Origin of the sequence: Iodobacter fluviatilis (genome assembly GCF_004194535.1) — a bacterium.
GTDB classification, from domain to species: Bacteria; Pseudomonadota; Gammaproteobacteria; order Burkholderiales; family Chitinibacteraceae; genus Iodobacter; species Iodobacter fluviatilis_A.
In genome coordinates this window covers 2,143,882-2,165,990 of record NZ_CP025781.1, presented here as the reverse complement: position 1 = coordinate 2,165,990, position 22,109 = coordinate 2,143,882, and the positions used below count along the sequence as shown (strand labels likewise).

The 22,109-nt window shown below is 49.3% G+C and carries 22 protein-coding genes and 1 pseudogene; 11 read left to right on the top strand and 12 right to left on the bottom strand.

The window, feature by feature from the left end; all coding sequences use genetic code 11:
- Positions 1 to 126 precede the first annotated feature (126 nt).
- Positions 127 to 396, top strand: a complete 270-nt coding sequence (locus C1H71_RS09765; protein ID WP_130106390.1) for a hypothetical protein — start codon at positions 127 to 129, stop codon at positions 394 to 396.
- Between the two features lie 389 nt (positions 397 to 785).
- Positions 786 to 1,283, top strand: coding sequence for a DUF6630 family protein (locus tag C1H71_RS09760; protein WP_130106389.1), 498 nt, complete (start codon positions 786 to 788; stop codon positions 1,281 to 1,283).
- A gap of 105 nt (positions 1,284 to 1,388) precedes the next feature.
- On the opposite strand, the gene C1H71_RS09755 is transcribed toward C1H71_RS09760, so the two are convergent.
- On the bottom strand, positions 1,389 to 2,378 hold the full coding sequence (locus C1H71_RS09755) for an NAD(P)/FAD-dependent oxidoreductase (RefSeq protein ID WP_130106388.1): 990 nt from the start codon (positions 2,376 to 2,378) through the stop codon (positions 1,389 to 1,391).
- A gap of 407 nt (positions 2,379 to 2,785) precedes the next feature.
- Between C1H71_RS09755 and C1H71_RS09750 the strand changes: the two genes are divergently transcribed.
- The 4 genes from C1H71_RS09750 to C1H71_RS09735 all read left to right on the top strand — a co-directional run bounded on the left by C1H71_RS09750 (position 2,786) and on the right by C1H71_RS09735 (position 8,975).
- Positions 2,786 to 4,525, top strand: a complete 1,740-nt coding sequence (locus C1H71_RS09750) for an ABC transporter ATP-binding protein (RefSeq protein ID WP_130106387.1) — start codon at positions 2,786 to 2,788, stop codon at positions 4,523 to 4,525.
- Between the two features lie 129 nt (positions 4,526 to 4,654).
- On the top strand, positions 4,655 to 6,394 hold the full coding sequence (locus tag C1H71_RS09745; RefSeq protein ID WP_130106386.1) for an ABC transporter ATP-binding protein: 1,740 nt from the start codon (positions 4,655 to 4,657) through the stop codon (positions 6,392 to 6,394).
- 247 nt (positions 6,395 to 6,641) lie between these two features.
- On the top strand, positions 6,642 to 7,520 hold the full coding sequence (locus C1H71_RS09740) for a phosphoribosylaminoimidazolesuccinocarboxamide synthase (RefSeq protein WP_130106385.1): 879 nt from the start codon (positions 6,642 to 6,644) through the stop codon (positions 7,518 to 7,520).
- A gap of 174 nt (positions 7,521 to 7,694) precedes the next feature.
- Entirely contained in the window at positions 7,695 to 8,975 is a 1,281-nt protein-coding gene (locus C1H71_RS09735; RefSeq protein ID WP_130106384.1) for an EAL and HDOD domain-containing protein, read from the top strand.
- Here the strand turns inward: C1H71_RS09735 and C1H71_RS09730 are convergent, their stop codons facing one another.
- On the bottom strand, positions 8,976 to 10,556 hold the full coding sequence (locus C1H71_RS09730; protein WP_188053700.1) for an LTA synthase family protein: 1,581 nt from the start codon (positions 10,554 to 10,556) through the stop codon (positions 8,976 to 8,978).
- Positions 10,557 to 10,895: 339 nt separating this feature from the next.
- On the opposite strand from C1H71_RS09730, the gene trhA reads away from it, so the two are divergent.
- Positions 10,896 to 11,513 carry a PAQR family membrane homeostasis protein TrhA gene (gene trhA, locus C1H71_RS09725; RefSeq protein ID WP_130106382.1) on the top strand — a complete coding sequence of 206 codons (618 nt, stop codon included), beginning with the start codon at positions 10,896 to 10,898 and terminating at the stop codon, positions 11,511 to 11,513.
- A 266-nt stretch (positions 11,514 to 11,779) separates the two neighbouring features.
- Here trhA and C1H71_RS09720 read toward each other — a convergent pair whose 3' ends face one another.
- The 4 genes from C1H71_RS09720 to asd all read right to left on the bottom strand — a co-directional run bounded on the left by C1H71_RS09720 (position 11,780) and on the right by asd (position 15,581).
- Complete coding sequence (locus C1H71_RS09720; protein ID WP_130106381.1) at positions 11,780 to 12,592, bottom strand: sulfite exporter TauE/SafE family protein; 813 nt, start codon at positions 12,590 to 12,592, stop codon at positions 11,780 to 11,782.
- Positions 12,586 to 13,044, bottom strand: a complete 459-nt coding sequence (locus C1H71_RS09715; RefSeq protein WP_130106380.1) for an EVE domain-containing protein — start codon at positions 13,042 to 13,044, stop codon at positions 12,586 to 12,588. The genes C1H71_RS09720 and C1H71_RS09715 overlap by 7 nt, the downstream gene beginning before the upstream one ends.
- A 149-nt stretch (positions 13,045 to 13,193) precedes the next feature.
- Positions 13,194 to 13,958 (bottom strand): sulfite exporter TauE/SafE family protein, encoded by a 765-nt coding sequence (locus C1H71_RS09710; protein ID WP_130106379.1) that lies wholly within the window; start codon positions 13,956 to 13,958, stop codon positions 13,194 to 13,196.
- 519 nt (positions 13,959 to 14,477) lie between these two features.
- Entirely contained in the window at positions 14,478 to 15,581 is a 1,104-nt protein-coding gene (gene asd, locus C1H71_RS09705) for an aspartate-semialdehyde dehydrogenase (protein WP_130106378.1), read from the bottom strand.
- 145 nt (positions 15,582 to 15,726) lie between these two features.
- Here asd and C1H71_RS09700 point away from each other — a divergent pair, with 145 nt between their 5' ends.
- From C1H71_RS09700 to C1H71_RS09685, 4 genes are all read left to right on the top strand, one after another.
- Positions 15,727 to 16,134 carry a hypothetical protein gene (locus C1H71_RS09700; RefSeq protein ID WP_130106377.1) on the top strand — a complete coding sequence of 136 codons (408 nt, stop codon included), beginning with the start codon at positions 15,727 to 15,729 and terminating at the stop codon, positions 16,132 to 16,134.
- Between the two features lie 151 nt (positions 16,135 to 16,285).
- On the top strand, positions 16,286 to 16,738 hold the full coding sequence (gene dtd, locus C1H71_RS09695; protein ID WP_130106376.1) for a D-aminoacyl-tRNA deacylase: 453 nt from the start codon (positions 16,286 to 16,288) through the stop codon (positions 16,736 to 16,738).
- 252 nt (positions 16,739 to 16,990) lie between these two features.
- Positions 16,991 to 17,284, top strand: coding sequence for a hypothetical protein (locus C1H71_RS09690; RefSeq protein ID WP_130106375.1), 294 nt, complete (start codon positions 16,991 to 16,993; stop codon positions 17,282 to 17,284).
- A gap of 175 nt (positions 17,285 to 17,459) precedes the next feature.
- Entirely contained in the window at positions 17,460 to 18,809 is a 1,350-nt protein-coding gene (locus tag C1H71_RS09685) for an MATE family efflux transporter (protein WP_130106374.1), read from the top strand.
- A 36-nt stretch (positions 18,810 to 18,845) separates the two neighbouring features.
- Here C1H71_RS09685 and C1H71_RS09680 read toward each other — a convergent pair whose 3' ends face one another.
- The 6 genes and pseudogenes from C1H71_RS09680 to C1H71_RS09655 form a co-directional block, all read right to left on the bottom strand.
- Positions 18,846 to 19,349, bottom strand: coding sequence for a GNAT family N-acetyltransferase (locus C1H71_RS09680; protein WP_130106373.1), 504 nt, complete (start codon positions 19,347 to 19,349; stop codon positions 18,846 to 18,848).
- A 145-nt stretch (positions 19,350 to 19,494) separates the two neighbouring features.
- The gene (locus tag C1H71_RS09675) at positions 19,495 to 19,977 is read right to left on the bottom strand and encodes an ASCH domain-containing protein (RefSeq protein ID WP_130106372.1); all 483 of its coding nucleotides are present in this window, start codon (positions 19,975 to 19,977) and stop codon (positions 19,495 to 19,497) included.
- A gap of 149 nt (positions 19,978 to 20,126) precedes the next feature.
- Positions 20,127 to 20,243 (bottom strand): annotated as a pseudogene (locus tag C1H71_RS21930) (YdhR family protein); the annotation flags it as partial.
- Between the two features lie 239 nt (positions 20,244 to 20,482).
- Positions 20,483 to 20,596, bottom strand: a complete 114-nt coding sequence (locus C1H71_RS21025; RefSeq protein ID WP_223146030.1) for a YdhR family protein — start codon at positions 20,594 to 20,596, stop codon at positions 20,483 to 20,485.
- Between the two features lie 76 nt (positions 20,597 to 20,672).
- On the bottom strand, positions 20,673 to 21,113 hold the full coding sequence (gene aac(6'), locus C1H71_RS09660; protein ID WP_130106371.1) for an aminoglycoside 6'-N-acetyltransferase: 441 nt from the start codon (positions 21,111 to 21,113) through the stop codon (positions 20,673 to 20,675).
- 308 nt (positions 21,114 to 21,421) lie between these two features.
- Positions 21,422 to 22,081, bottom strand: coding sequence for a hypothetical protein (locus C1H71_RS09655; protein ID WP_130106370.1), 660 nt, complete (start codon positions 22,079 to 22,081; stop codon positions 21,422 to 21,424).
- Positions 22,082 to 22,109: the final 28 nt, after the last annotated feature.

Sequence of the window (22,109 nt, the reverse complement as noted above, 5' to 3'; positions counted from 1 at the left end):
GTCACGCGTTTAGGCATGAGTGAGGGATGATGGAATTAACGGACATGGTCAAGTCCCGCCAGATTGTAGACCCGTTTTTTAAATCATTCGGGCCTACAATTCCTTCATCGCCTGAATCAGGATGTGATGGCCCAGCGTCTTTTGCGGAAGGTGATGATTGTAGATCTTTATAATAAAGAGTCATGGTGGCTTTTAGCCCACACTATGATGTTGTCTGCCTGCCTGCGCGGAAAAAGTGCCCAGCGATCTAGCTGGCACGGTGGTTTTGGTGGTGGTGTACCGTTTAGAAGGCATAAGCCGAGAGATTCGAAGCCTGTATTTCGGCACGAACACGCGGTGTTGTTCTGGCTTGAGGATGGATTTTGCTCAGGCCATGCCTTGGGTGAAAGTGACTAGATCAGCTCATGCATGATGTCCCTGACTTGGAACAGAGGCCAACTATAAAATAAAGATATGATCAGCCGATACAACTCCGGCTGGATTGCCGCCTTAACTGGCCTTCGTAAATACATTGAGTGTGTAAGCTCTGATTTTCATGTCTCCGACGCCCACAATTCTGTTGGCGCTGATTGAAAACTGCCCCTCGGGGCTGCCGATTGAAAATTGACTTAGGGCGGGCTGCTTATTTTTGTACAAGCAATGTGCAAGCTATGCCTTGAACGTATTATTATGCTAATAGTAAGTATCAATACAGCAGAAACTATCTCTAACTTGGCTTGTCATTCCACTTATAACGTAATCCATCCCTTCTTTTTATATTAGCGACTACAGCAAAGGAGCCCTCCATGAGCACTACAAAGGAACAATCCGTTAAGCGACTTTTTGAACTCATTAACCTTGATGACCTTGCTGCCGTAGAAGCTCAATGGGCCGCCTTTGAGGAAGAAGTCGCTAATTTAAACGATAGTGAAGATGACGATGAAACTGAAGTTATCTGGATTATCAAAGATGTGATCGATTGGGAATCTGGCTTCTTTGTTGATTGGAAAGACACCGAATCATTTATTGCCAGCATAGATGCACTGGTAGAGCGGGTAGATATCAGCATTGATTGGGGTGTTGAAGATACCGATGATGATGATTTTCTAGACAGCATCAGCGTGCCAGATCTGATGGAAGCCGCTTACGAGCAGCTTAGATCGCAAGGCTATACGCTTTGGAACTGGGCTACCGAAGGCGATTGCTACGGTGGCTGGTTGGCAAAAAGCGCGGATGATGAAGAAATGCTGAGTCTTTCTGAGGCGCTGGGAGTGGAGTTTAGAACGGGCGACATGCCATTTTAAGCGCTTGCCATTAGTAGAGCAGGCAACATGCCGCAGCATAAAATGTAAAAAACTCAAAAAGATCCTTCCGTAGGAGCGGCTTTAGCCACTCCTACGGCATCCCTCTTAAACCAACAAAGCCCCAGCTAACGCAAACCCAGACCGATAAGCGCCTTCTACTTTGCCGCCTGCCAGCCAATCCCCGGCTAAAGCCAAGCCATCCTCACTGAGGGCGTAAGGTTTTTCTGCTGCTGGCATGGCGCTGCTGGCGAAGCGCCAGCGGTAGGCACTCATTTGTAGCAACTTAAATACCGGCAAATGATCAACCGGCATATCGTGAAATAAATCACCGAAAGCGCGGGTTAACAGGGCGCAGGCTTTATCTGGCGTTAAGGCTAAATGCTCGCGTGACCATTCTGGCGAGGCATGCACTACCCAGTTCTCTTCACTACCACGGCCTGGTTTGCTGGTATTTCTTGCCAGCCAAGTAAACGGGCCTTGATTAATAAACAAGCCATCAAAAGGCAAATCGATGGGTCTGGAAGAATGAATCAGCAGCGCCCAGCATGGCTCCATTGGGCAAGATGCGGCGACGGTGGCTAATGCATGATCGCTAGGCAATAGTGGCGCAAGCTGATCGGCTGGCATCGTCAGCACTAACTTACTCGCTTGCCAGCTTTCCTCACCTGCTAGCACTTGCCAGCGGCCATCCAGATTGCGAATGCCGTCGATATCAATCTCAAATAAAACTTCGATGCCTTCAACTAGCTGGTGCAATGGCGCATCCATACTCGGCACACCTACCCAGCGCTGTTGCGTGCTTGGCTGGCTAAAATACTCGCCATCCCATGCCTGAATTTTGCCCGCCCATTCGCCCACACAGCCCGCTTGCTGCCACTCTGCAACTTGCGCTACAAAATTGCTATCGCTAGCGGTAAAGTATTGCGCGCCATGATCCCACTCGCCTTTTGCCGTACTGCGGCAAGCCATACGCCCACCTAAACTCGGGGCTTTTTCTAAGACTAAAACCTTTTTACCTGCATCCTGTAAACGCCGCGCACAGCTCAAACCCGCCATGCCTGCGCCAAGAATAAGTACATCGTAATCGGAAGACATGTTTTCTCTCTTCAATCTTTAATTAATTAGCTACAGCCGAATCTTACCAGCCCACTACTTACTTGCGATTTATAAAGGATGGCCTGCAGCGTTTCCCATTAAGCACACCGTACATTTAATACACAAGAAGTGGCTAATGCTTGCTTCCCAGCTTACCAATTCCTAGATAAACTCTTGCGTAATATCTAAGTATTAAAATAGAACGCTCTTCCTTAGGACTTGGTTCACATTACCTCCCAAGTTGATATGTCCGTCATCCCCGAATGGTTTTATCGGGGATCCAGCAGAGCCACTGGATTCCCGACAGAAACACTCGGGAATGACGATCATAATGAATGAGCCATTTCTGGATTTATTTTGAGCCATATCCTTACCTGCATCACCTCAAGCTTTCGAGATCACTCCATATGACGCTGTTTAAATTATTGGGCGACTTTGTCCGCCGCCATTGGCATGCCTATATTTTGGCGGCACTGATGCTCTTTGCTGTAGCCGTGCTCACGGTATGGATTCCACGCCAAGTGGGCCAAATGATTGATGGCTTAGTCAATAAATCGCTGACGCCTGATTTACTGCTATGGCAACTGGCTGGTTTGGTTGCCATGGGGCTAACCATCTACTTTTTACGCGTAGGCTGGCGTTTGCAGCTGTTTACAGCGGCCTACCGTCTAGGCATTGAGCTGCGGGTGCAGCTTTACCAAAAGCTAGCTGCTCAAGGCCCGGCTTTTTATCATCGTCAGCGCACCGGCGATTTAATGGCACGCGGCACCAATGATATCGACGCGGTAGAAATGGCTGCGGGTGAAGCCATGCTGGCCGGTTTTGATGGCTCGATGACGCTGATCCTGGTGCTGGCCATGATGACACTGGGCATAGACTGGCGCTTAGCCGCCGTTGCCCTGCTGCCTTTCCCGCTGATGGCGCTTGGCTTTTGGCGACTATCGCGCCAAGTGCATCAGGCTTCTACTGATTCGCTGGAACGCTTTTCGGCCCTCAACGATCATGTGCAAGAAACACTGGCAGGGGTAAGAACGCTGCGCGCACTGGGTTTAGAGGGACGAAACAGCAAGGTGCTCTCTGACTTGGCGGCCAACGCGGCCAAAGCCAGCCTAGATGCACAACGCTGGGAAGCGGCCTTTGAGCCAGTCGTTGGCATGACGCTCACCGCCGCCAGCGTATTAACACTGTCTTTAGGCGGCTATTTGGTTTGGCACAATGAGCTAAGCATTGGTGCACTAACCAGCTTTAGCATGTATCTGGGCCAACTGATCTGGCCAATGTTTGCTGCGGGCTGGGTGCTCTCCCTCTTAGAGCGCGGCAAGGCAGCGTGGGCACGGCTTGATCCGCTGTTAAGCCAGCCACTGACTGTAGACGATCATGGCATCGTTGAAGCCGCACCCAGTGGCTTACTCAATTTTGATGCCATTGAATTTACTTACCCAGAACAAAACCACGCCGCACTAGCAGGTATTTCTCTCACCCTTGCTGCGGGGCAAACACTGGCGCTGGTTGGCCCAACCGGCTCGGGTAAATCTACCCTGCTGCGTATGCTGCTGCGCCAGTACCATCCTCAAAGCGGCGCAGTGCGTTGGAACGGCGTTAATGTTGAAGACTATAAGCTGCAGCAGTTGCGCGGCAGCATGAGCTGGGTACCGCAGGAGTCGTTTTTATTCTCGGCCTCAGTCGCAGAAAACATTGCCTTGATTAAACCAGACGCCACGCAAGCAGAGATCGAGCATGTCGCCAAGCTGGCTGCGGTGCACGACGATATCCTGCGCTTGCCGGATGGATATGCCACGCCAGTCGGTGAAAAAGGCGTGTCACTTTCAGGTGGACAGCGCCAGCGCGTCGCCATCGCACGTGCCCTGCTCTCTGATGCACCACTCTTACTGCTCGACGACGCGCTGTCGGCGGTGGATACACAGACCGAAACGCAGATTTTGGATCACCTAAGGGATGCCAAACAGGGGCGCAGCATGATTATCGTCAGCCACCGCCTCTCCGCCGTGGTCGACGCCAACCATATTGCGGTACTGAAACACGGCAAGGTAGTAGAAAGCGGCAAGCACCAGGAGCTCATCGAACAAGATGGCTGGTACGCCAGCCAATGGCGCTATCAACAGCTGGAAGCAAGCTTGGAAGAGTGATTGAATAAACCCAAATCTTAAACCACGGAGTAAAGGAGAACACGGAGTTTCAAGGTTTGGGTTTTGAAACCTTTACAGTAAATTTTTTCCTACAGATTTGAAGTTGCTTGTAAGCAAAAAGGTTGATCTATGAGCGAACGTAAGCAAGCTATTTCACTGCTTAATAAGGCCGCGCTGCCGGAGCGCCGCCATTTGTGGCTGGGATTGTTTTTTCTGATCTGTGCTGCGCTACTAGAAGCCGCTGGGCCTTTGCTTGGCAAGGCGTTTATCGATCAGTACTTATTGCCCAAAGTTTTAAACTGGCCAGAGATTTTTATGCTGCTCGGCGGTGCGCTAGCCTGCGGCTGGGCAGCGTCTATCTTGAGATACTGGCAGTTGCTGCGCCTTGCTGGTGTGGCGATGCGCTCGGTAAAACGCTTGCGTGAGCAGGTTTATAGCCATGTGCTGGCGCTACCCATGGCGTTTTTTGATAAAGCCATCACCGGCCAACTGGTTAGCCGCGTGACCAACGATACCGAATCGGTTAAAGCACTCTATGTGCAGGTACTGTTTGTGATGCTAGACAGCCTAATTGTGGTGCTCGGCACGTTGGCGGCTATGGCGTGGCTAAACTGGCGCTTAATGCTGATCGTACTGATTTTGATTCCTGCCGTGGTTCTGATTGTGTGGCTGTATCAGCGCTGGAGCGCGCCTTCGGTCACCAAAGCGCGCCAATTACGCAGCGATATCAATGCACAAATGGCCGAATCCATCGCGGGAATGAGCGTAGTACAAGCAACGAACTCTGAGCAACGCTTTAGCGCGCGCTTTGAAAAAACCAACCACAGCCTCTACGCCGCCCGTATGGCCGAGCTGCGTGCCAACGCTTGGCTGCTGCGCCCTGCGCTGGATTTCTTAAACGTGGCGCTGCTTGCCACTGTAATCTGGATGTTTGGCCGGCAAAGCTTCAGCGGGCTAGAAATTGGTGTGCTGTACGCCTTTGTTAGCTATATCGCCCGCGTAGTGGAGCCACTGATTCAGATCACCATGCAATTTAGCCAGATTCAGCAAGCGGTAGTGTCTGCTGCCCGTGTGAATGTGCTGCTGAGTGAAAAACAAGCCACCAACGGGGAAGGCGTAGGCGCGATCAGTAACGGCGCAGTGCAGTTTAAAGACGTCGCCTTTGGTTATGACGCCAAGCACCCAGTGCTACACGATCTATCCCTGAATATTCCAGCCGGTGCGTTCTACGGCATTGTGGGCCACACCGGCAGCGGTAAATCCACCCTGCTCTCTTTACTACTACGCTTTTATACGCCGCAAGCTGGCAAGATCGAAATCGATGGGTTTCCACTATTAGAAATTGGCGATGCGGCTTTTCGGGCGGGGGTGGGCTTAGTGCCACAAGACCCTTTCCTGCTGGCCGCCAGCGCACGCGACAATATCGATATGGGCCGTAATCTCAGCTTTGAAGAAATTCAAGCCGCTGCCATCGCCGCCAATGTTCATGAGCTGATTTTAAGCCTAGAAAATGGTTACGACACCGATATGGGCGAGAGTGGCACACGGCTATCTACCGGGCAAAAACAGCTGATCGCCATCGCCCGCGCACTGGCTGGCAAGCCGCGCATCCTGCTGCTGGATGAAGCCACCTCGCATATCGATAGCGAAACCGAGCAAATCGTCCAGCAAGCTTTATCTCGCCTGCACGGTAAAGTCACCATGATCTCCATCGCCCACCGCCTATCTACCATCCGCGATGCAGATCAAATCATCGTACTGAATCATGGCCGCATCGCAGAAAAAGGCCACCACGACCAGCTGATGCGGATAGATCGCGGTATCTACCAACGACTGTATCTCTTGCAGCAACTAGATACGGTGGTTTAAAAAAACCAAGATCTGTAGACACAGAGCACTCAGAGTTAAAAAGCAGCACATAGAGAAAACCTTAAGAAATTAAGACATTTTGTTTTTCTGTGTGTTTTCATTTAGCTCTGTGTCCACAGAACTTAGTTTTTAAATTCTGAAGTGTGGAGACCTTTGGGCTAGAACTTGCCAGCTTTTATGCAAAAGTGGCCAATAATCGGGCAAAATAGCGGCCTGTTGCTCCACTCTGATGCCTTAAGGAATTGCGATGACCGGCCTTACCACGACCAATTTGACCAGCCTGACTAAGATTTACTCAGGCAAAGTACGCGATCTTTACGCGATTGATGATGCGCGCATGCTGATGATCGCAACCGACCGCCTTTCAGCGTTTGACGTGATTCTGGCCGAGCCGATTCCTGAAAAAGGCAAAATCCTCACCGCTATTTCCAACTTTTGGTTTGATAAGCTAAAAGATGTGGTGCCTAGCCATTTCACTGGCGAGCGTGCAGAAGATGTCGTCAGCGCAGCAGATCTGCCACAAGTTGAAGGCCGTGCCGTGGTGGTAAAACGCCTAAAACCAGTCGCCGTAGAAGCGATTGTGCGCGGCTATATCGCAGGCTCGGGCTGGAAAGAGTATCAACAAAACGGCACCATCTGCGGCATGGCTTTGCCAGCGGGTTTACGTGAGGCAGATCAACTGCCAGAGCCTATTTTTACCCCATCGACCAAGGCTGAGCTTGGCGATCACGATGAAAATATCAGCTATGCGCGCTGCGAAGAAGTGATTGGTGTGGAGCTGGCCGCAAAGGTACGCGACACCGCGATTGCACTCTATAAAGCCGCTAGCGTTTACGCAGCCACTCGCGGCATTATCATCGCCGATACCAAGTTTGAATTTGGCTTAGATACCGATGGCACACTCTGCCTGATGGACGAAGCACTCACGCCGGATTCCAGCCGTTTCTGGCCTGCCGACCAGTATGTGCCGGGTAGCAATCCACCAAGCTACGACAAGCAGTTTGTCCGTGACTGGCTAGAAACCACTGGCTGGGACAAAACCCCTCCAGCCCCTGCCCTGCCTTTAGAAGTAGCGCAAAAAACCGCCGCTAAATACCGCGAAGCGCTGGATAAACTGACTAAATAAACCGTATTAGCCGCCCTAGCGATGCTGGGACGGCTCCTCCCACCCTCCTTGCATTAAATTCCGCCTAAAAACTTCAGCGATTCGTTACGCCAAACCGTCTTTGCGATAGCAAGCCAGTATAAAGACGGCGTGACTGCTAAACTTAGTGATCCCCGTGCATAGTGTTAAGCCAATATGCTTAAATTCTTACGAAAGCTATTTAGCAAACCGACTCAAGCTCCCACTCCTTCAAGCAAGCCAATTCCAGCAATAGCCTCTATTGCCCTGCAGTTACAGTACGTCAATATTATTGATGACAGCAGCGAAATTGTTGGCAGCTTGCTGCGTAGGCGGCAAAAAAATAAAGAAAGCCTTGCCCAAATTTTAGCCGAAGAGGCTGAATTGATACGCCATGCAGTACGCCTAGGCACGGTTATGGGGAAAAAACGCCTGCGCTTATTGGAAATTTCTGCGGGCAGCCTGCTTGAGCCTGAGCTCACTCAATTTGCCACACAAAACGGCATGCTCTTGCTTAATACCAACACCGCCCTACCCGAGGGAGGCTTAACAACCTTACAAAAACTTCAGAAATCAGGACTAGGACTCGCCCTACAGCTGCCTGCAACTTGGTCATCCGAAATCATCGCCCAAGCGCAATGGCTCGCTTTTTCTGTAAATGGCAAGCTTGCTCCTGATATAGAAAGGCTGGTACGCCGCATCAAAGCACAGGGCCCAAATAAGCCGGTGTTGATGCTTGATCTAGCATGGCACGATGAGTTTCAACTCTGCCAGCAATTAGAAATCAGCTATGCCGCAGGCCACTTATTTCATCAAAATACCTGGCAAGAAGGGCCGATTGAGGCAGGTTTTTTACGAGTGATGGATTTACTTAATTTACTACGCCAAGATGCCAGCAATAGTGAGATTGCCCTTTCACTTAAAACCGACCCACTACTCTCCTTCCGAGTATTAGCACAAGCCAATTCTGCCGCCGAAGCTAGAAATAAAAAAATTGATACACTAGACCAAGCCTTAGTGTCATTAGGGCGGGAGCGGCTTTATCGCTGGTTATCTTTACTGCTATTTTCTTTGCCTGGCCAAGAAAAACCCAATCCTTCCCTGCTAGAACATGCGCTATTACGTGCCGAGCTCACCGAGCGCTTAGGCAGCCAACGCTGGCCGCAAGAAAAAGATCATTTATATCTACTTGGCCTGTTTTCAGTGCTAGAGCAATTAATCCACCGCCCTTTATCCCAAATTGTTGGGCTACTCAAACTGCCAGAGGCTGTTTGCCTCGCCTTACTGCAAGGCACGGGGCGCTATGCACCTTTTCTCAATTTAGCCATCGCCAGCGAATCAGGGCAATGCCCAGATGGAAAACTCTTGGTCGAATGCGGGATTAACGCCAACCACTACTTCACCCTCTACTTTGAAGCCCTCCTTAGCGTTGAGGCGGCTTGTGAAGAGCATATGTAATTAAAACAATCGCTCTGCAAACAACGCCGGTTCAAAGACCTTGCGCCATGCTGGCTGGTGCGTTGGCACAAGCGTATCAGGGGCGCGGCTGCATAGGCTGGATAATGCCCCCCAGAATGGGTCCTGCCCAGGCACTAGCTGAGCCAGCTCACCTGGTAAACAAAACATCGGCTTATCGGCTAGATTACTCGCCATGCTCGCTGCCAACTCAGGCGTGCTGGCCTTGATAAATAGCGGCACTTCGGCACGCTTTCGCCACTGTACCGGTGTCAGATTGTAGGCAAATCTAAATTTGTCATTACGCTCCCCTTTCTGCCGGAAAAAAGTATCATCAAACACCCCTTTGCGGTAAAACGCGGCCGTTAATGAAGGCTTGTGATCACCAATCAGGGCGATCACAAGCGGGCGCTTGCGTTTTTTTGCCTGCGCTTCCAGCTGTTTTACAAACTTCTCTAGATAAGTAACGGCAGCGTCCAAACGCTGATTGTAATCAGCAAGGCCACCATCAAAATCTCTGTCGGTGTAATTGCCGTGCGTCATCACTGTCACCAGCGATAACATTGTTTTACCTTTGGCAGGGCCTTCTGCATAGGCCTTTAGCGCCGTATTGTATAAAAGGCCATCGTCCGGCCAAGTTCTGGTTTTCCACGACATTTCTTCTACAAAACGCGTCGAATCAAAACCAAAGCTTGGGTAAACATCCCGGCGCTTCCAGAAATTACCATGGAAGTTATGCATACCTATCGTTCGGTATCCAGCATCTTTGTATCTGGATACCAAGGTGGCTGCATTGCTGCGATAGCTACTGGCGTAATTTTGGTAATCGATCCCTGGCAAAACCGCCGAGGATAAACCCGTCAGCATTTCAAACTCGGCCTCCGCCGTGCCACCACCATATACGGGGCTGAGCATCATACTGGCGCTAAAACCTTTTTCTTTTAAGCGGGCGATCGGGGTGGTAAAACGCTCGTCATTCAGGCTGGTAAAACAGGCCTCGCACAGAATTAAGGCCACGTCTGGTTCTATGACTTCCTGTGTTTTAAGCGCGCCTAGCTGATAAAAAGTGTGTGGCCCTGCTGCGGGCAGCTTGACGCTTTCTGCCGTCTGATAAAGATGGGCTAAAAGCCCATTTTGGCGGGTATTTTGGATAAAATTATACGAAAGGTAAGGCGCATCAAAATGATCAGCTAGGTTGTTTGATATGGTCTTAGTTAAAATGCCGTGATCAAAAATACGTACCAATAACAGCGTAGGCAGCAGCAAGGCCAACACCAAACGCCACCAAGCAAAGCGTGGTCTTTTCCAAACGCCAAGGCCAATGGCCAGTATGGCCAACAGCGCAAAAACAATCATTTCCCAGTTTAAATAACTGGCCAGTGATACGCCTTGAGACACTTCAAATAAATCTCTAGCGAGCAGTGGCTCGCCTGTCTGGCCTTCTTTTAACCAACTAGCGTGGCACAACAAGCCTTCAAAACTAATGGCCGCTACCGCAGCGGCCCAACGATTCAAGGGCAGCGCTAACAACGCAAATAGCAAAACAGAAAACAAGATACGCTGTGGGCCCCAATGGCTATCCACGAAATATCGCCCGAGCAAAAGCACAGCAAGCGGCCCAACAAGCAGAGCCAACCGAGCACTTATTTTTTTAAAAGAATGAAGACTCACAAAATACGGCATAGACATAAATAAGCGAATACACATGATCCGAAAGGGCGGCAAATCTAGCATAAAATCAAGAGATTAGCGCCTTAAAATTGTTATAAAGAATAATTTTTACAGTGCATCCCGCTGTTTATAAACACCAAACTTCATATTGCGGTAATAAAATCATGCATGATTCATCTGGCATTTATACCAGACACTCCGCCTGCAGAGCCGTTATCCTCATGCACAGGTTATAACACTTAAAGGAAAAATATGTATCAGGGAGAGCGCTTCAATAGCTGGAGCCATCTAATCGGCGCGGCACTCGCGATCAGCGGGCTGATTCTGCTCGTCACCTTTGCAGCCATAACTGGCGACCCTTGGAAAGTAGTCAGCGTCGCCGTTTACGGCAGCACGCTGGTGCTGCTGTATGTGATATCCACCCTCTATCACTCGCTTAAAGGCAGGGCCAAGGCGGTTTTCCAGCGGCTGGATCACTGCGCCATTTATTTATTGATTGCAGGCAGCTACACGCCATTTGCACTCGTCACCCTACGCGGCCCTTTGGGCTGGACGATATTTGGCGTGAACTGGGCACTGGCGATTATTGGTATTGTGCAAGAAAACATTCTAGGCAAACGCACCCGCGCATTATCCCTAGTGATTTACGTGGTAATGGGCTGGTTGATTATGTTTGCAATCAAACCCTTAGCTGCAGCCTTACCAGCAGCGGGGATGGCATGGCTGGCCGCCGGTGGCGTGATCTATACGGTGGGGATTGTTTTTTACGTACTCGATACCCGCATTCCGCACGGGCATGGCATCTGGCATTTATTTGTGCTGGGTGGCAGTTTGTGCCAATTTATCAGCATATTGTTTTATGTGATTTAGGGCTTGAGGTAAAAGTTCTAAAATCTGCATGCCTTATCGTGCCCAGGCAAAGAGACAGACACGTGGGCATAAAAAATTGCCCACCTTGCATCATGGCCATTGCTAGCAGCCTGTCGGACTTAGACGGTCGAAGCGAAAAATCGCATGATCGAGACCAGATTTTGCCGGATTTGCAGCGCCAATAACGAGTTATTGGTCAAAAATCTGGTGAAATATAGGCCGATCAGGTGATTTTGCAGCTGACTGATGCTAAGTCCGACAGGCTGCTAGAGACCTTTTAAACTCAGCAAGCTCCACAGCATCTTACTTGCCAACACAATCAATAAAGCTGCAAAGCATTTTTTCAGCACAGGCACTGGCAGACGGTGTGCTGCTGCTGCCCCTACTTTTGCCATAGGAAAACTCGCCAGCACAATACCAGCCAGCGCAGGTAAGTAAACAAAGCCCAGCGCCCCTTGAGGTAGAGCGCCAGCAGACCAACCACTCACGATATAACCTAGCGCACCAGCCAACGCAATCGGCAAGCCAATCGCTGCCGATGTGCCAATCGCTTCTTTCACCGGCACATTGCATAGCGTCATAAACGGTACCGATAAAGACCCGCCACCTATCCCTACCCAGCTGGAAACCAAACCAATCGTCGTCCCTACCGCGCTCATGCCGCCCATAGCTGGTAATGCTCTGGATGGCTTAGGCTTGAAATCCAGCAACATTTGCGCCGCCACCAAATAAGCAAACACCACAAAAAACCACTGCAAGCCTAGCCCAGGTATAAACGCCGCCAGCTGTGCGCCAGCAAAAGTACCCAGCAAAATACCAGGCGTAATCGTCTTTACCACCGGCCAGCGCACCGCTCCACGCCCGTGATGCGCTTTCAGGCTGGCAATACCGGTAAACACAATCGTCGCCATCGAGGTGCCAAGAGCCAAATGCTGATGATGCTCTGGCGGTAAGCCAAGCAGAGCAAACACATACAGCAGTGCAGGCACAATCACCAAACCGCCCCCAACCCCTAACAGGCCCGCTAAAAATCCAGCAATCAAGCCAACACCTAGATAGGCCAAAATCGCGGTCAGCATAGCTTTGCCAAAATAAAAGCAGCATCAATGGCAGATACAGGGGTGATCGACAAACGCGAGCCTTTTTTCAGCAGCAGCATTTCGGCCAGCTCTGGGTAGCCTCGCAGCTCGCTCAAGCTTAGCAAGCGGGTCTTTTGCACAAAACGCACGTCAACCTGCAGCCAGCGTGGAGCTTCTTGCGTCGATTTGCTGTCAAAATACTCAGAATTAGCATCAAACTGAGTTGGGTCTGGATAGGCATGGCTGCAAACCTCGGCAAGGCCAGCAATACCCGGCTCTTTACAGCTGGAGTGATAAAAAAATACTCGATCCCCTAACTGCATCTCATCGCGCATAAAATTTCGCGCCTGATAATTGCGTACACCATACCAGCCCACCGTCTGATCTTGGCGCTTCGCCAGATCATCAATCGACACATCATCCGGCTCTGATTTCATAAACCAGTAATTCATCTTTAGCCCCTTACAAAACAAATATCTAAACCCAAATCTTGCACTACAGAGGGCCAGAGAACACGGAGAAATTCTACTTAGTTTTTCTCCGTGCACCTCCGTGTTTCAAGATTTGGGTTTAGATCTTATACTGTTTTCTGATAAGTTATTTAGTGCCGGAAAGTATCCCATACCAGCTTAGAAATTAACGTAACCGACAAGATCAAAAATAAGCGCCGTACCCAGATGTTGCCTCCTTTTAAAGCCATTTTGCTTCCCACTTGCGCACCTGCGATATTGGCGAGGCCCATCGGTATGGCGTAGCCCCAGATCAGCATTTGGGCTGGGATAAAGAACGCCAGCGCAGCCAGATTGGTAGCTAAATTCACCACTTTAGCCGATGCCGAAGCACGCAAAAAATCAAAGTGAAATAAGCGCACAAATAGAAAAATCAAAAATGAGCCTGTGCCGGGGCCAAAGAAGCCATCATAAAAACCAATCACCAACCCAATCAATAGGCCGATATAGAGATCACGGCGCGTCAACTCACGCTCTGCATCTTCATGACCAAATGAGGGTTTCAGCCATGTGTAGACCAGCATAATGGCCAGCAGGCCAATCACCAACGGACGTACCCATTCCAATGGCAGCAAATGCAAAGACCGTGCGCCCAGATAAGAGCCAACAAAAGCCGATCCGGCCGTGGGTAATAAGATATTCCAGGGTAATTTAACCCGCCGTGCATAGCGCGCCGCAGCGGAAGCCGTGCCCATCATCGAAGCTAATTTATTAGTACCAAAAAGTGCAGCTGGAATTTCACGCGGCAAGATCGCAAACAAACCCGGAATCATCACAAGGCCACCACCACCAACGGCAGCGTCGATTAAACCGGCAGTAAACGCGAGCGGAAGCAGAAGAATTAAATCAGTAAGCATAGAAACTCCCAGATGCAGGTAGCTAACCATTATCATGCAAGCTTCTGACAAGTAACAGGGGCAGATTTCTTTATCACGCACCATAACAGGCAAAATAGTCAGCAAAGCACTTTATGTAGAACGGGGTAATCCCATGCACGCTATGTACTTTGTTTTTATTATAAAAAACAACAAAGAAACGTAATCGCCACGCTCTTTGCACTGGGCTTTTACCCTCCCCTGAAAACACGCCGAGCGAGGAGCAAGCGAGGTGAGGCTGCCGTCAATTCGTGTTTGAGCGAAGCGAGTTGACACAACGCCACTGTCCGCAGCGAGGGGATTTCGTGTTTTTAAGTTTGTCGCTTGGCTTCGTTTCTTGGCGACGCAAAAAAGGAAGGTCCAGCGGGACGCCCGCACCTAAATCAACGTGCCGAAGGCACTAAAAAGATAAGTACTTCGTAACATCAGTTACTAAACATGAAAAAAACAGAGCACCGCAGCACTCTGTTTTGATAGCAGGGAAAAATACCCACCGAATAATTACCCCAACAAAATCCGTAACATACGGCGTAATGGCTCGGCAGCGCCCCAGAGCAACTGATCGCCAATCACAAAAGCGCTGATGTATTCTGGGCCCATATTGAGCTTACGCACACGGCCTACACCGATGTCCATTTTGCCGGTGATAGCCGCTGGGGTCAGCTCTTGCACTGTTACCGCACGATCATTGGGCACCCACTTCACCCACTGATTACCAGATTGAATCAGCGCTTCAATTTCGGCGAGCGGCAGGTCTTTATTCAGCTTAATCGTTAAGGCAAGGCTGTGGCAGCGCATTGCGCCAATACGCACACAGAGGCCATCAACAGGAATTGGCGCTTCATTACCAAGGATTTTGTTTACCTCAGCTTGGCCTTTCCACTCTTCCTTAGTCTGGCCATTTTCAAGCTGGGCATCGATCCAAGGGATCAAACCGCCCGCCAATGGCGCGCCAAAAAATTCTGTAGGCACATCACTGCGAATTGTTTCTGCAACCTTACGATCGATTTCTAAAATCGCTGACGCTGGCGTTGCCAATTCATCGGCCACCGAGCCATAAACCACGCCCATGCCCTTAATCAGCTCGCGCATATGATTTGCGCCGCCACCGGATGCCGCTTGATAAGTCATTGAGCTAACCCAATCCACCAAGCCTGCTTTAAACAAGCCCCCCATCCCCATCAGCATGATGGAATTAGTACAGTTGCCGCCGATATAGTTTTTAACGCCTTTAGCTAGGGAAGCACGAATCAAATCGTCGTTTACAGGATCGAGCACGATCACCGCGTTTTCTTCCATACGCAGGGTAGAAGCCGCATCGATCCAATAACCATTCCAGCCTGCAGCGCGCAGTTTTGGGAAGATATCCGAGGTGTAATCGCCACCTTGGCAAGAAATAATCACGTCCATCGCGGATAGCTCAGCGATATCGTTAGCGTTTTTAAGTGTGCCTGCATCTTTACCAAAATTCGGAGCGGCTTGGCCAGCTTGCGAAGTCGTAAAAAACACCGGATCAATCACATCAAAATCTTTTTCTTCCTGCATGCGTTGCATGAGGACAGAACCCACCATGCCGCGCCAACCAACCAGACCTACTTTTTTCATGGGTTTATCCCTAGCGATAAAATGATTCAGAATACTGAATATTTAGCCCCTTTGCCAGAGCTTCAGTTTCTTACTTGTAAATAGATATTTTCCTCAATTAAACAACAGTATATAATTACACAATACTTTCATTCAATTGCACCTCATGCTAATAAATCTATTCAAGCGGCTTAGCCAAAAAACACCACAGCTACAAAAACGGGGCCGCAATTTTTTTCGCCCAGCTTCAAACATAAAAATTGAAAAAACAATTTTATTAAGCCCAAACTCAGCGTTACCACCTAGTGTGGTGCGTAAAGATTTATTCGATCTAAAATTCCGCATTCAAATGGCAAGAATGTCTGGATTAGCCCGCTACTTTGGTAAATTAGAACAACCTCTACTCCTTGAAAGCATCCTTACTGATTTAGATAAAATGGCTCACTTACACCCACAATTGTCCGCAAGACTAAAAAATGATTTGCTTAACATCCACAATCCTGAGGAAGCCAGCTCAGCACAACGCTTTGCCGAAGCGGCTCGCTCTGCACGCAGCAGCCAATGTAAAAATTAACTGCATACTTAGGGTCTGTTGACGTTTCATTCGCAAAACTGCAGCCAACGCAGCCGCGAATGAAACGTCAACAGACACTAATATATTCCTATTTAATCGGAACAATTAAGCAAAAAAATAGTCTATCGCTGGTGATATTTAGAGAATCAGCATGCGCGTATTAATTCAAAGAGTTAGCCAAGCCAAAGTTAGCGTTGCAGAGAATATCTCTGGCCAAATTGCCCATGGCCTATTAGTTTTGATTGCGATTGAAAATAACGATACAGAAACCGATTTAAACTGGGCCGCCAATAAAATATGCAATTTGCGTATTTTTGAAGACGATGAGCAAAGGATGAATCGCTCGGTATTAGATACCCAAGGTGATATTTTAGCCGTGTCGCAATTCACGCTATTTGGCTCTTATAGCAAAGGGAATCGTCCCTCTTGGGGCAGGGCGGCCAAAGGCGAAGTTTCTGAGCCGCTTTTTAACACCATGGTGCTCAAGCTTAGCGAGTTGCTTGGCAAACCCGTCCCAACGGGTGTTTTTGGGGCCGATATGCAAGTAGCGCTGATCAATGATGGGCCCATCACCTTAATGATCGATTCAAAAAATCCTGAGTAAAGCGGCTTGACAGCAAGCAGACTCGCCGCCAGAATGAAACACACAGCGCCGAGTTGATTTTGCCAGCTTGCGGGCGCTTTATAAATGCAGCTAAAGCGCCCTAACCCGCGCTTGCGGGTTTTTTGTTTTACGCGCCAATTAATCGACAACTTGCGAGGCGCGCCCTAGGGAAAATATCGCTAAAGCGTTGGCCGCATCCAATTTAGAAAACCTTGCGACCAGCTTCCCACTATGTGAATTAGGAATGCTGCCATGTACGACTGCCTAGCCCCAGAATTAACTCACGTTGCTCGCGAAATTCACCCCGCTCTGCGTTGGAAAAAACAAAGCTGGCTGCGCCTAAGTGCCAAGCGCAACACCTCGCCACTGGCACTATCCAAGGCCTTTGCAGCAGCAACTAGCTTAGGCTTTCGTACCGAAAATTTGGCCAACGGCAGCGTCGTTATTTTGAATGTGGATTTGCAAGATGCTCTGATGTTTAGCCGACGATATCCCGATTTACTTGCCGAATACGAACCTATTAATCCATTTTGCTTGCATAAGTAGCAGCTTAGGATATGGCTCAAAATAACTTCTCGTTGAACTTATCAAACACCCCGTCCGCTGGATTCCCGCCAAAAACACGCGGGAATGACGATGTTTTGAAAATGAGGAGTTAATCATGAGCCACGCCCTTAAAGACTGATCTACTCCAAGCAAACACAAAAAAATGTAGATCACTATGACCTCCCGACTCACCGATATTCGCGCCACTTGGCACCTTGCATGGCCCATTGCTATTGGGCAACTCGCCACCTCTGGCACGGCCTTTATTGATGCGGTGATGGCTGGCCATGTTTCGGCAGGCGATCTGGCGGCGGTATCCGTGGGCTCTTCAATCTGGGTCACCATGATGGTGACGCTGATGGGGTTTTTACTGGCGATTAGCCCGCTGGTGGCGCAAAAAATTGGTGCTAACGATCTAAAGCCCATCCCCAATTTAACTCAACAAGCCTTATTACAAGCCCTACTGCTATCCCTCATCGGCCTGATATTAATCCGCTTTTTGCTGCCAATTTTTAATCACCTAGGGCTTGAGCCTGTTGTTGCATATAAAGCTGGGGAGTTTTTAAAAGCAGTCAGTTGGGGCTTACCCGCTTTTGCCTGCTACCGCGTTTTATATTGCTATAGCGCCGCACTAAATCAAACCAAGCCCATGATGGTGATTTCCATCTTTTGCCTCTTGCTTAATATCCCTTGTAACTGGGTGTTGATCTACGGCCACTGGGGCTTTCCAGCCATGGGTGGCGTGGGTTGCGGCTGGGCAACGGCCTTTTGCGTATGGGTTAATTTCTTGTTATTAGCCGCGTGGATTCGTTATTCGCACGTTTATAAAAACACCCATCCATTTCGCGCATGGCAACGCATCGATTGGCACGCTCAAAAGCAGCTGATCAAGCTGGGCCTGCCCATTGGCATGATGTTTTTTGTAGAAGTCAGCGCGTTTAGCCTGATCGGCCTATTAATTGCCCGCCTTGGCACCGTCACCGTGGCAGCGCATCAGATCACGCTGAATTTCTCTTCGCTCACCTTTATGATACCGATGGCCCTCGGTACAGCGCTCACAGTCAGAGTGGGCCACGCCATTGGTGCAGGGGATTACAAAGCGGCGCGCTTTATTGGCCAGAGCGGCATCCGCATGGGCCTGTGCATTGCCCTCTTAACCGGCACCACCATGATTTTTGCCTCGCGCCTGATCGCAGGGTTTTACACCAGCGATACCGTCGTACTGATGCTGGCCAGCCAGCTGCTGGTATTGGCAGGATTCTTCCAGTTTTCAGATGCTACGCAAGTAGTGGTGGCCGGCGTATTACGCGGCTACAAATCCACCCGTGGCCCCATGCTGATTCACCTCACCGCCTTCTGGGTGATCGGCATTCCGCTGGGCTATTTGCTCACCTTCGGTACCTCCACCCTGCCAGGCCACGGTGTGCAAGGCTACTGGATCGCCCTAGTCGCCGCCCTCACCTGCGCGGCACTATCGCTGATGGCGCTGTTCCGTAGGGTAAGTTTGAAGCAGCTGGGGATTTGATTTTGCTTTAAGCGCCAAGCTGGATAAGCAAAGCGCTTAAGATGATGCCCCCTCCATTTCAAGCTTAGCAAGCATGTGCTGAAGCATGATTTTCGGATCACTCTCCAGCGCATCAAAGTGCGGGGTAAAGCAAAAGCCCATTCGCTCGTAGAGCGCGCACGCGGTTTTGTTGAGTGGGGAAACAAGCAGGCTCACCTCAGATTCACCGCATGACGCGGCGACAGTCAATACTTTTGCAACCAACGATCTTCCAACGCCAAGACCGCGATGTGAAGGGGCAACCCACATGGCGATAAGGTTGAAATCGTTGCCCGCTTTAACTCCGCCGATCAGCCCAATGGGATTGCCCTCATCGCGAGCAATAAAGTACATAGGAAGCGTTCTATTGCCAGCCCCATCCTGCCATTGAGCATCTGTGAAAGCTGACGCAGCCTCATAGCTTAGGCCAAACGCATGCGGAGATTCTAAGAGAGAGTGAAGCCTGATCTTCTTCAGATCGAGCCAATCTGCTTCAGTTGTCTGTTGAATATTAATGCTCATAACGTGGACTACTGCTCAATACCTAACGTCAACAGTAAGTACGGGACGAGGTATATCGTTTTAATTCAAAAGGAAAGAGCAACCCCTAGAAAAACGCTGACAGGGAATAACGCCTAAGGCTTAAGAGTGCAACAAAGCCTAAGAATTAGGCCGCCACGGGCAAAGGCAAAATATGCAGCACTTCAAAAACGCAGCATACAACCGGCATGCTCTCCGCAGGCTGGCGGCCTAACTGCTCGCATGCTCGTGCAAAAAACGCCCAATGCGCCTGCCGCCAGTATTCTAAAGAGCCATCGCCTTCACCCTCAATCGCTGCGTATTCGGCAGTCACTTCTGCATACGGCAAAATATAAGTGCTCACAACACGCGTAATCAGCGCTGGCTCGTTGTGGTGATCAAGCACAATCTGTAAATCACCCACGCATGGCACAGGCACTTGATCCGCTTCATGCCCCCACAAAAGGCCAGTACCTGCACGTTTTTTGCCTTGGCGAATTAACGCCAAGAGCTCTTCGGATAGCTCCGGCGAATCGCCATAGCCATCCAGCAAAACCGGGCCATCTGGCAAAGAAATACCCAGAACGTTTAACTTTGACAGCACTTGCGCTAGAGGTGGAAATACTTCCATGGTGTGTATCCTAAAGTTTGACCAGATCGTTATGCATTTGAGTCATCTTTAAAAACGCCGACAAATTTATAGTTATCTGTATGACGTTTGAGATGGGGAGCCTAGCAGGGTAAGGCCGCCCCACTTCACTACAAGAACTAACGCTCGGGCTAATTAATAGGGCCTTTTGTGATATTTGATAAGTCCACATTTACATCAAAAATCTTGGCATTCACTTCAGAAACGCCGAAGCCTTTTAATCTAGCAGTGTGTTTATCAAGATCAGCCCTAGCAGCCTGTCGGACTTAGCATCAGTCAGCTGCAAAATCACCTGATCGGCCTATATTTCACCAGCTTTTTGACCAATAACTCGTTATTGGCGCTGCAAATCCGGCAAAATCTGGTCTCGACCATGCGATTTTTCGCTTCGACCGTCTAAGTCCGACAGGCTGCTAGCGGTTTCTTCATTTTGAAACAAATAAATACCACCCGCGTCTTTGGCACTTTCATTCTCTGTTCAGATTTTTCAAATAAACCCTGGCTCTGCAACAATTGAGCGGGCAAGCTCTTTAAATTCATCTGCCATTTGCTGATTAAATGGCCCGTTGAATGGAAAATCTATTTGTAATAACTTTATCATTTTTGGCGAGCTCCAAACTCAATACAAATCGCATCCAGAAAAAAATAATTGGCAGAGTTATTAACAGGGGCCAGCATCAAAGCGTTTTTTCGAAAAACACCACCCGCTCAGTTTCATCAAAACCAAGTGATTGATGCATGGCATGGCTCTGGGTATTGTCTATTGCAGCATCAGAGGCAAATTCCTTGCAGCCATGCTCTTTGGCCCATTGCTCGGCAGCGGCAACCAGCTTACCCGCGATGCCGCGCCGTCTTGCGCTGGGCTCAACATAAATGCCTTCAAGAAATGCCACCGGCGAAGACGCCGTGCCATTTACATAATCGCCCCGCACGGCCAGCTCAATAAACCCAAGCGCCCTGCCTGATTGATCGTATTCCACAAACTGGGCAAAACGCTGCGGCGAAGCTAAAAACAGCGCCATTTCTGCCAAGTGCTCAGCACTTGAGCAATCAGGCCAAAGCGCGGCCCGAAGATCAAGCCAGCCCAGCTGATTAAGAGATTTACAGTGAGTGATCATTCCAATACCTAAAAAGATGCAGGGTGCTGATAAGCGTTTAATCCTAGCAGCCTGTCGGACTTAAGCGATCGTAGCGAGGGAAAGACCGGTTTGAGACAAATTTCGCGGGTTTTTGAGGCGAATAGCTGGCTATTCAACGAGAAAATGCGTGAAATATGGCCAAATCCGGCTTTTCCGTAGTAGATCAGTCTTAAGTCCGACAGGCTGCTAGCCCTATTTCGACGTTTGCAAGGATCGTGACGGCCAAGATATCAGCCGCAAAACTCAAAAAAGGGAAAGGGATATGCGGCACGAGATATTTACAGGCTCTAAGATATCGGCCCATCAGGATCGGCCACCTTCAACGAATGGTGAGTTTCATTCAGTTTTACAACTGCAATTACGCCAGGATATTTTCTATGCCAATACTCTAGATTTCGCGATTTCTCCGGAAATGACCACGCAATAATGTCTGGGCAGACGGATAGCTTAATAAATGAAATTAGTTCAGAGACTCGTGCCTCATCAAATGACTGTCCTTCCAAATAATGCGGCGTGAAAAACGCTATTCCAATTCTTCGTATTGTTTTTTCTATTCCGGAAAATAGTTTCTCGTTGCTCGAATAGCTCTGCGCGTCTGCGCATGCATTGCTCATTTTGTCTTTGATTATTGATTTCGAAGGCAGTCTTAGCAGGCTGAACTCCCACCATTTAGACTCAACAATATCCAAATATCGATCTGACACCAATGCTAAGTCTAGTCTCGCCGAAAAATCATTCCTTTTTCCCATCACCTCTCGAATAGTTGCATAACCTTCCATTGCCGCTGAAACTCCGAAATGATGGGTATTCCCATGCTCACAATGAACATATGGCGCCTCAAGACCACCTGTAATTTCTAGAATTTTATCCAGCTCCTGAATCCACCTTTCGAAAATGCCGCCCCAATCATCCAGTTTTTCGCTTTTAAGTATTTCTATGCCGTGCATACGATAGTTACCTAGTGGAAGCTAACGA

What these genes read in the sequence shown, in the direction of transcription:
- C1H71_RS09765 (WP_130106390.1), top strand. Translation starts at nt 127, where the DNA reads ATGGCCCAGCGTCTTTTGCGGAAGGTGATGATTGTAGATCTTTATAAT.
- C1H71_RS09760 (WP_130106389.1), top strand. Translation starts at nt 786, where the DNA reads ATGAGCACTACAAAGGAACAATCCGTTAAGCGACTTTTTGAACTCATT.
- C1H71_RS09755 (WP_130106388.1), bottom strand. Translation starts at nt 2,378, where the DNA reads ATGTCTTCCGATTACGATGTACTTATTCTTGGCGCAGGCATGGCGGGT.
- C1H71_RS09750 (WP_130106387.1), top strand. Translation starts at nt 2,786, where the DNA reads ATGACGCTGTTTAAATTATTGGGCGACTTTGTCCGCCGCCATTGGCAT.
- C1H71_RS09745 (WP_130106386.1), top strand. Translation starts at nt 4,655, where the DNA reads ATGAGCGAACGTAAGCAAGCTATTTCACTGCTTAATAAGGCCGCGCTG.
- C1H71_RS09740 (WP_130106385.1), top strand. Translation starts at nt 6,642, where the DNA reads ATGACCGGCCTTACCACGACCAATTTGACCAGCCTGACTAAGATTTAC.
- C1H71_RS09735 (WP_130106384.1), top strand. Translation starts at nt 7,695, where the DNA reads ATGCTTAAATTCTTACGAAAGCTATTTAGCAAACCGACTCAAGCTCCC.
- trhA (WP_130106382.1), top strand. Translation starts at nt 10,896, where the DNA reads ATGTATCAGGGAGAGCGCTTCAATAGCTGGAGCCATCTAATCGGCGCG.
- C1H71_RS09720 (WP_130106381.1), bottom strand. Translation starts at nt 12,592, where the DNA reads ATGCTGACCGCGATTTTGGCCTATCTAGGTGTTGGCTTGATTGCTGGA.
- C1H71_RS09715 (WP_130106380.1), bottom strand. Translation starts at nt 13,044, where the DNA reads ATGAATTACTGGTTTATGAAATCAGAGCCGGATGATGTGTCGATTGAT.
- C1H71_RS09710 (WP_130106379.1), bottom strand. Translation starts at nt 13,958, where the DNA reads ATGCTTACTGATTTAATTCTTCTGCTTCCGCTCGCGTTTACTGCCGGT.
- asd (WP_130106378.1), bottom strand. Translation starts at nt 15,581, where the DNA reads ATGAAAAAAGTAGGTCTGGTTGGTTGGCGCGGCATGGTGGGTTCTGTC.
- C1H71_RS09700 (WP_130106377.1), top strand. Translation starts at nt 15,727, where the DNA reads ATGCTAATAAATCTATTCAAGCGGCTTAGCCAAAAAACACCACAGCTA.
- dtd (WP_130106376.1), top strand. Translation starts at nt 16,286, where the DNA reads ATGCGCGTATTAATTCAAAGAGTTAGCCAAGCCAAAGTTAGCGTTGCA.
- C1H71_RS09690 (WP_130106375.1), top strand. Translation starts at nt 16,991, where the DNA reads ATGTACGACTGCCTAGCCCCAGAATTAACTCACGTTGCTCGCGAAATT.
- C1H71_RS09685 (WP_130106374.1), top strand. Translation starts at nt 17,460, where the DNA reads ATGACCTCCCGACTCACCGATATTCGCGCCACTTGGCACCTTGCATGG.
- C1H71_RS09680 (WP_130106373.1), bottom strand. Translation starts at nt 19,349, where the DNA reads ATGAGCATTAATATTCAACAGACAACTGAAGCAGATTGGCTCGATCTG.
- C1H71_RS09675 (WP_130106372.1), bottom strand. Translation starts at nt 19,977, where the DNA reads ATGGAAGTATTTCCACCTCTAGCGCAAGTGCTGTCAAAGTTAAACGTT.
- C1H71_RS21025 (WP_223146030.1), bottom strand. Translation starts at nt 20,596, where the DNA reads ATGATAAAGTTATTACAAATAGATTTTCCATTCAACGGGCCATTTAAT.
- C1H71_RS09655 (WP_130106370.1), bottom strand. Translation starts at nt 22,081, where the DNA reads ATGCACGGCATAGAAATACTTAAAAGCGAAAAACTGGATGATTGGGGC.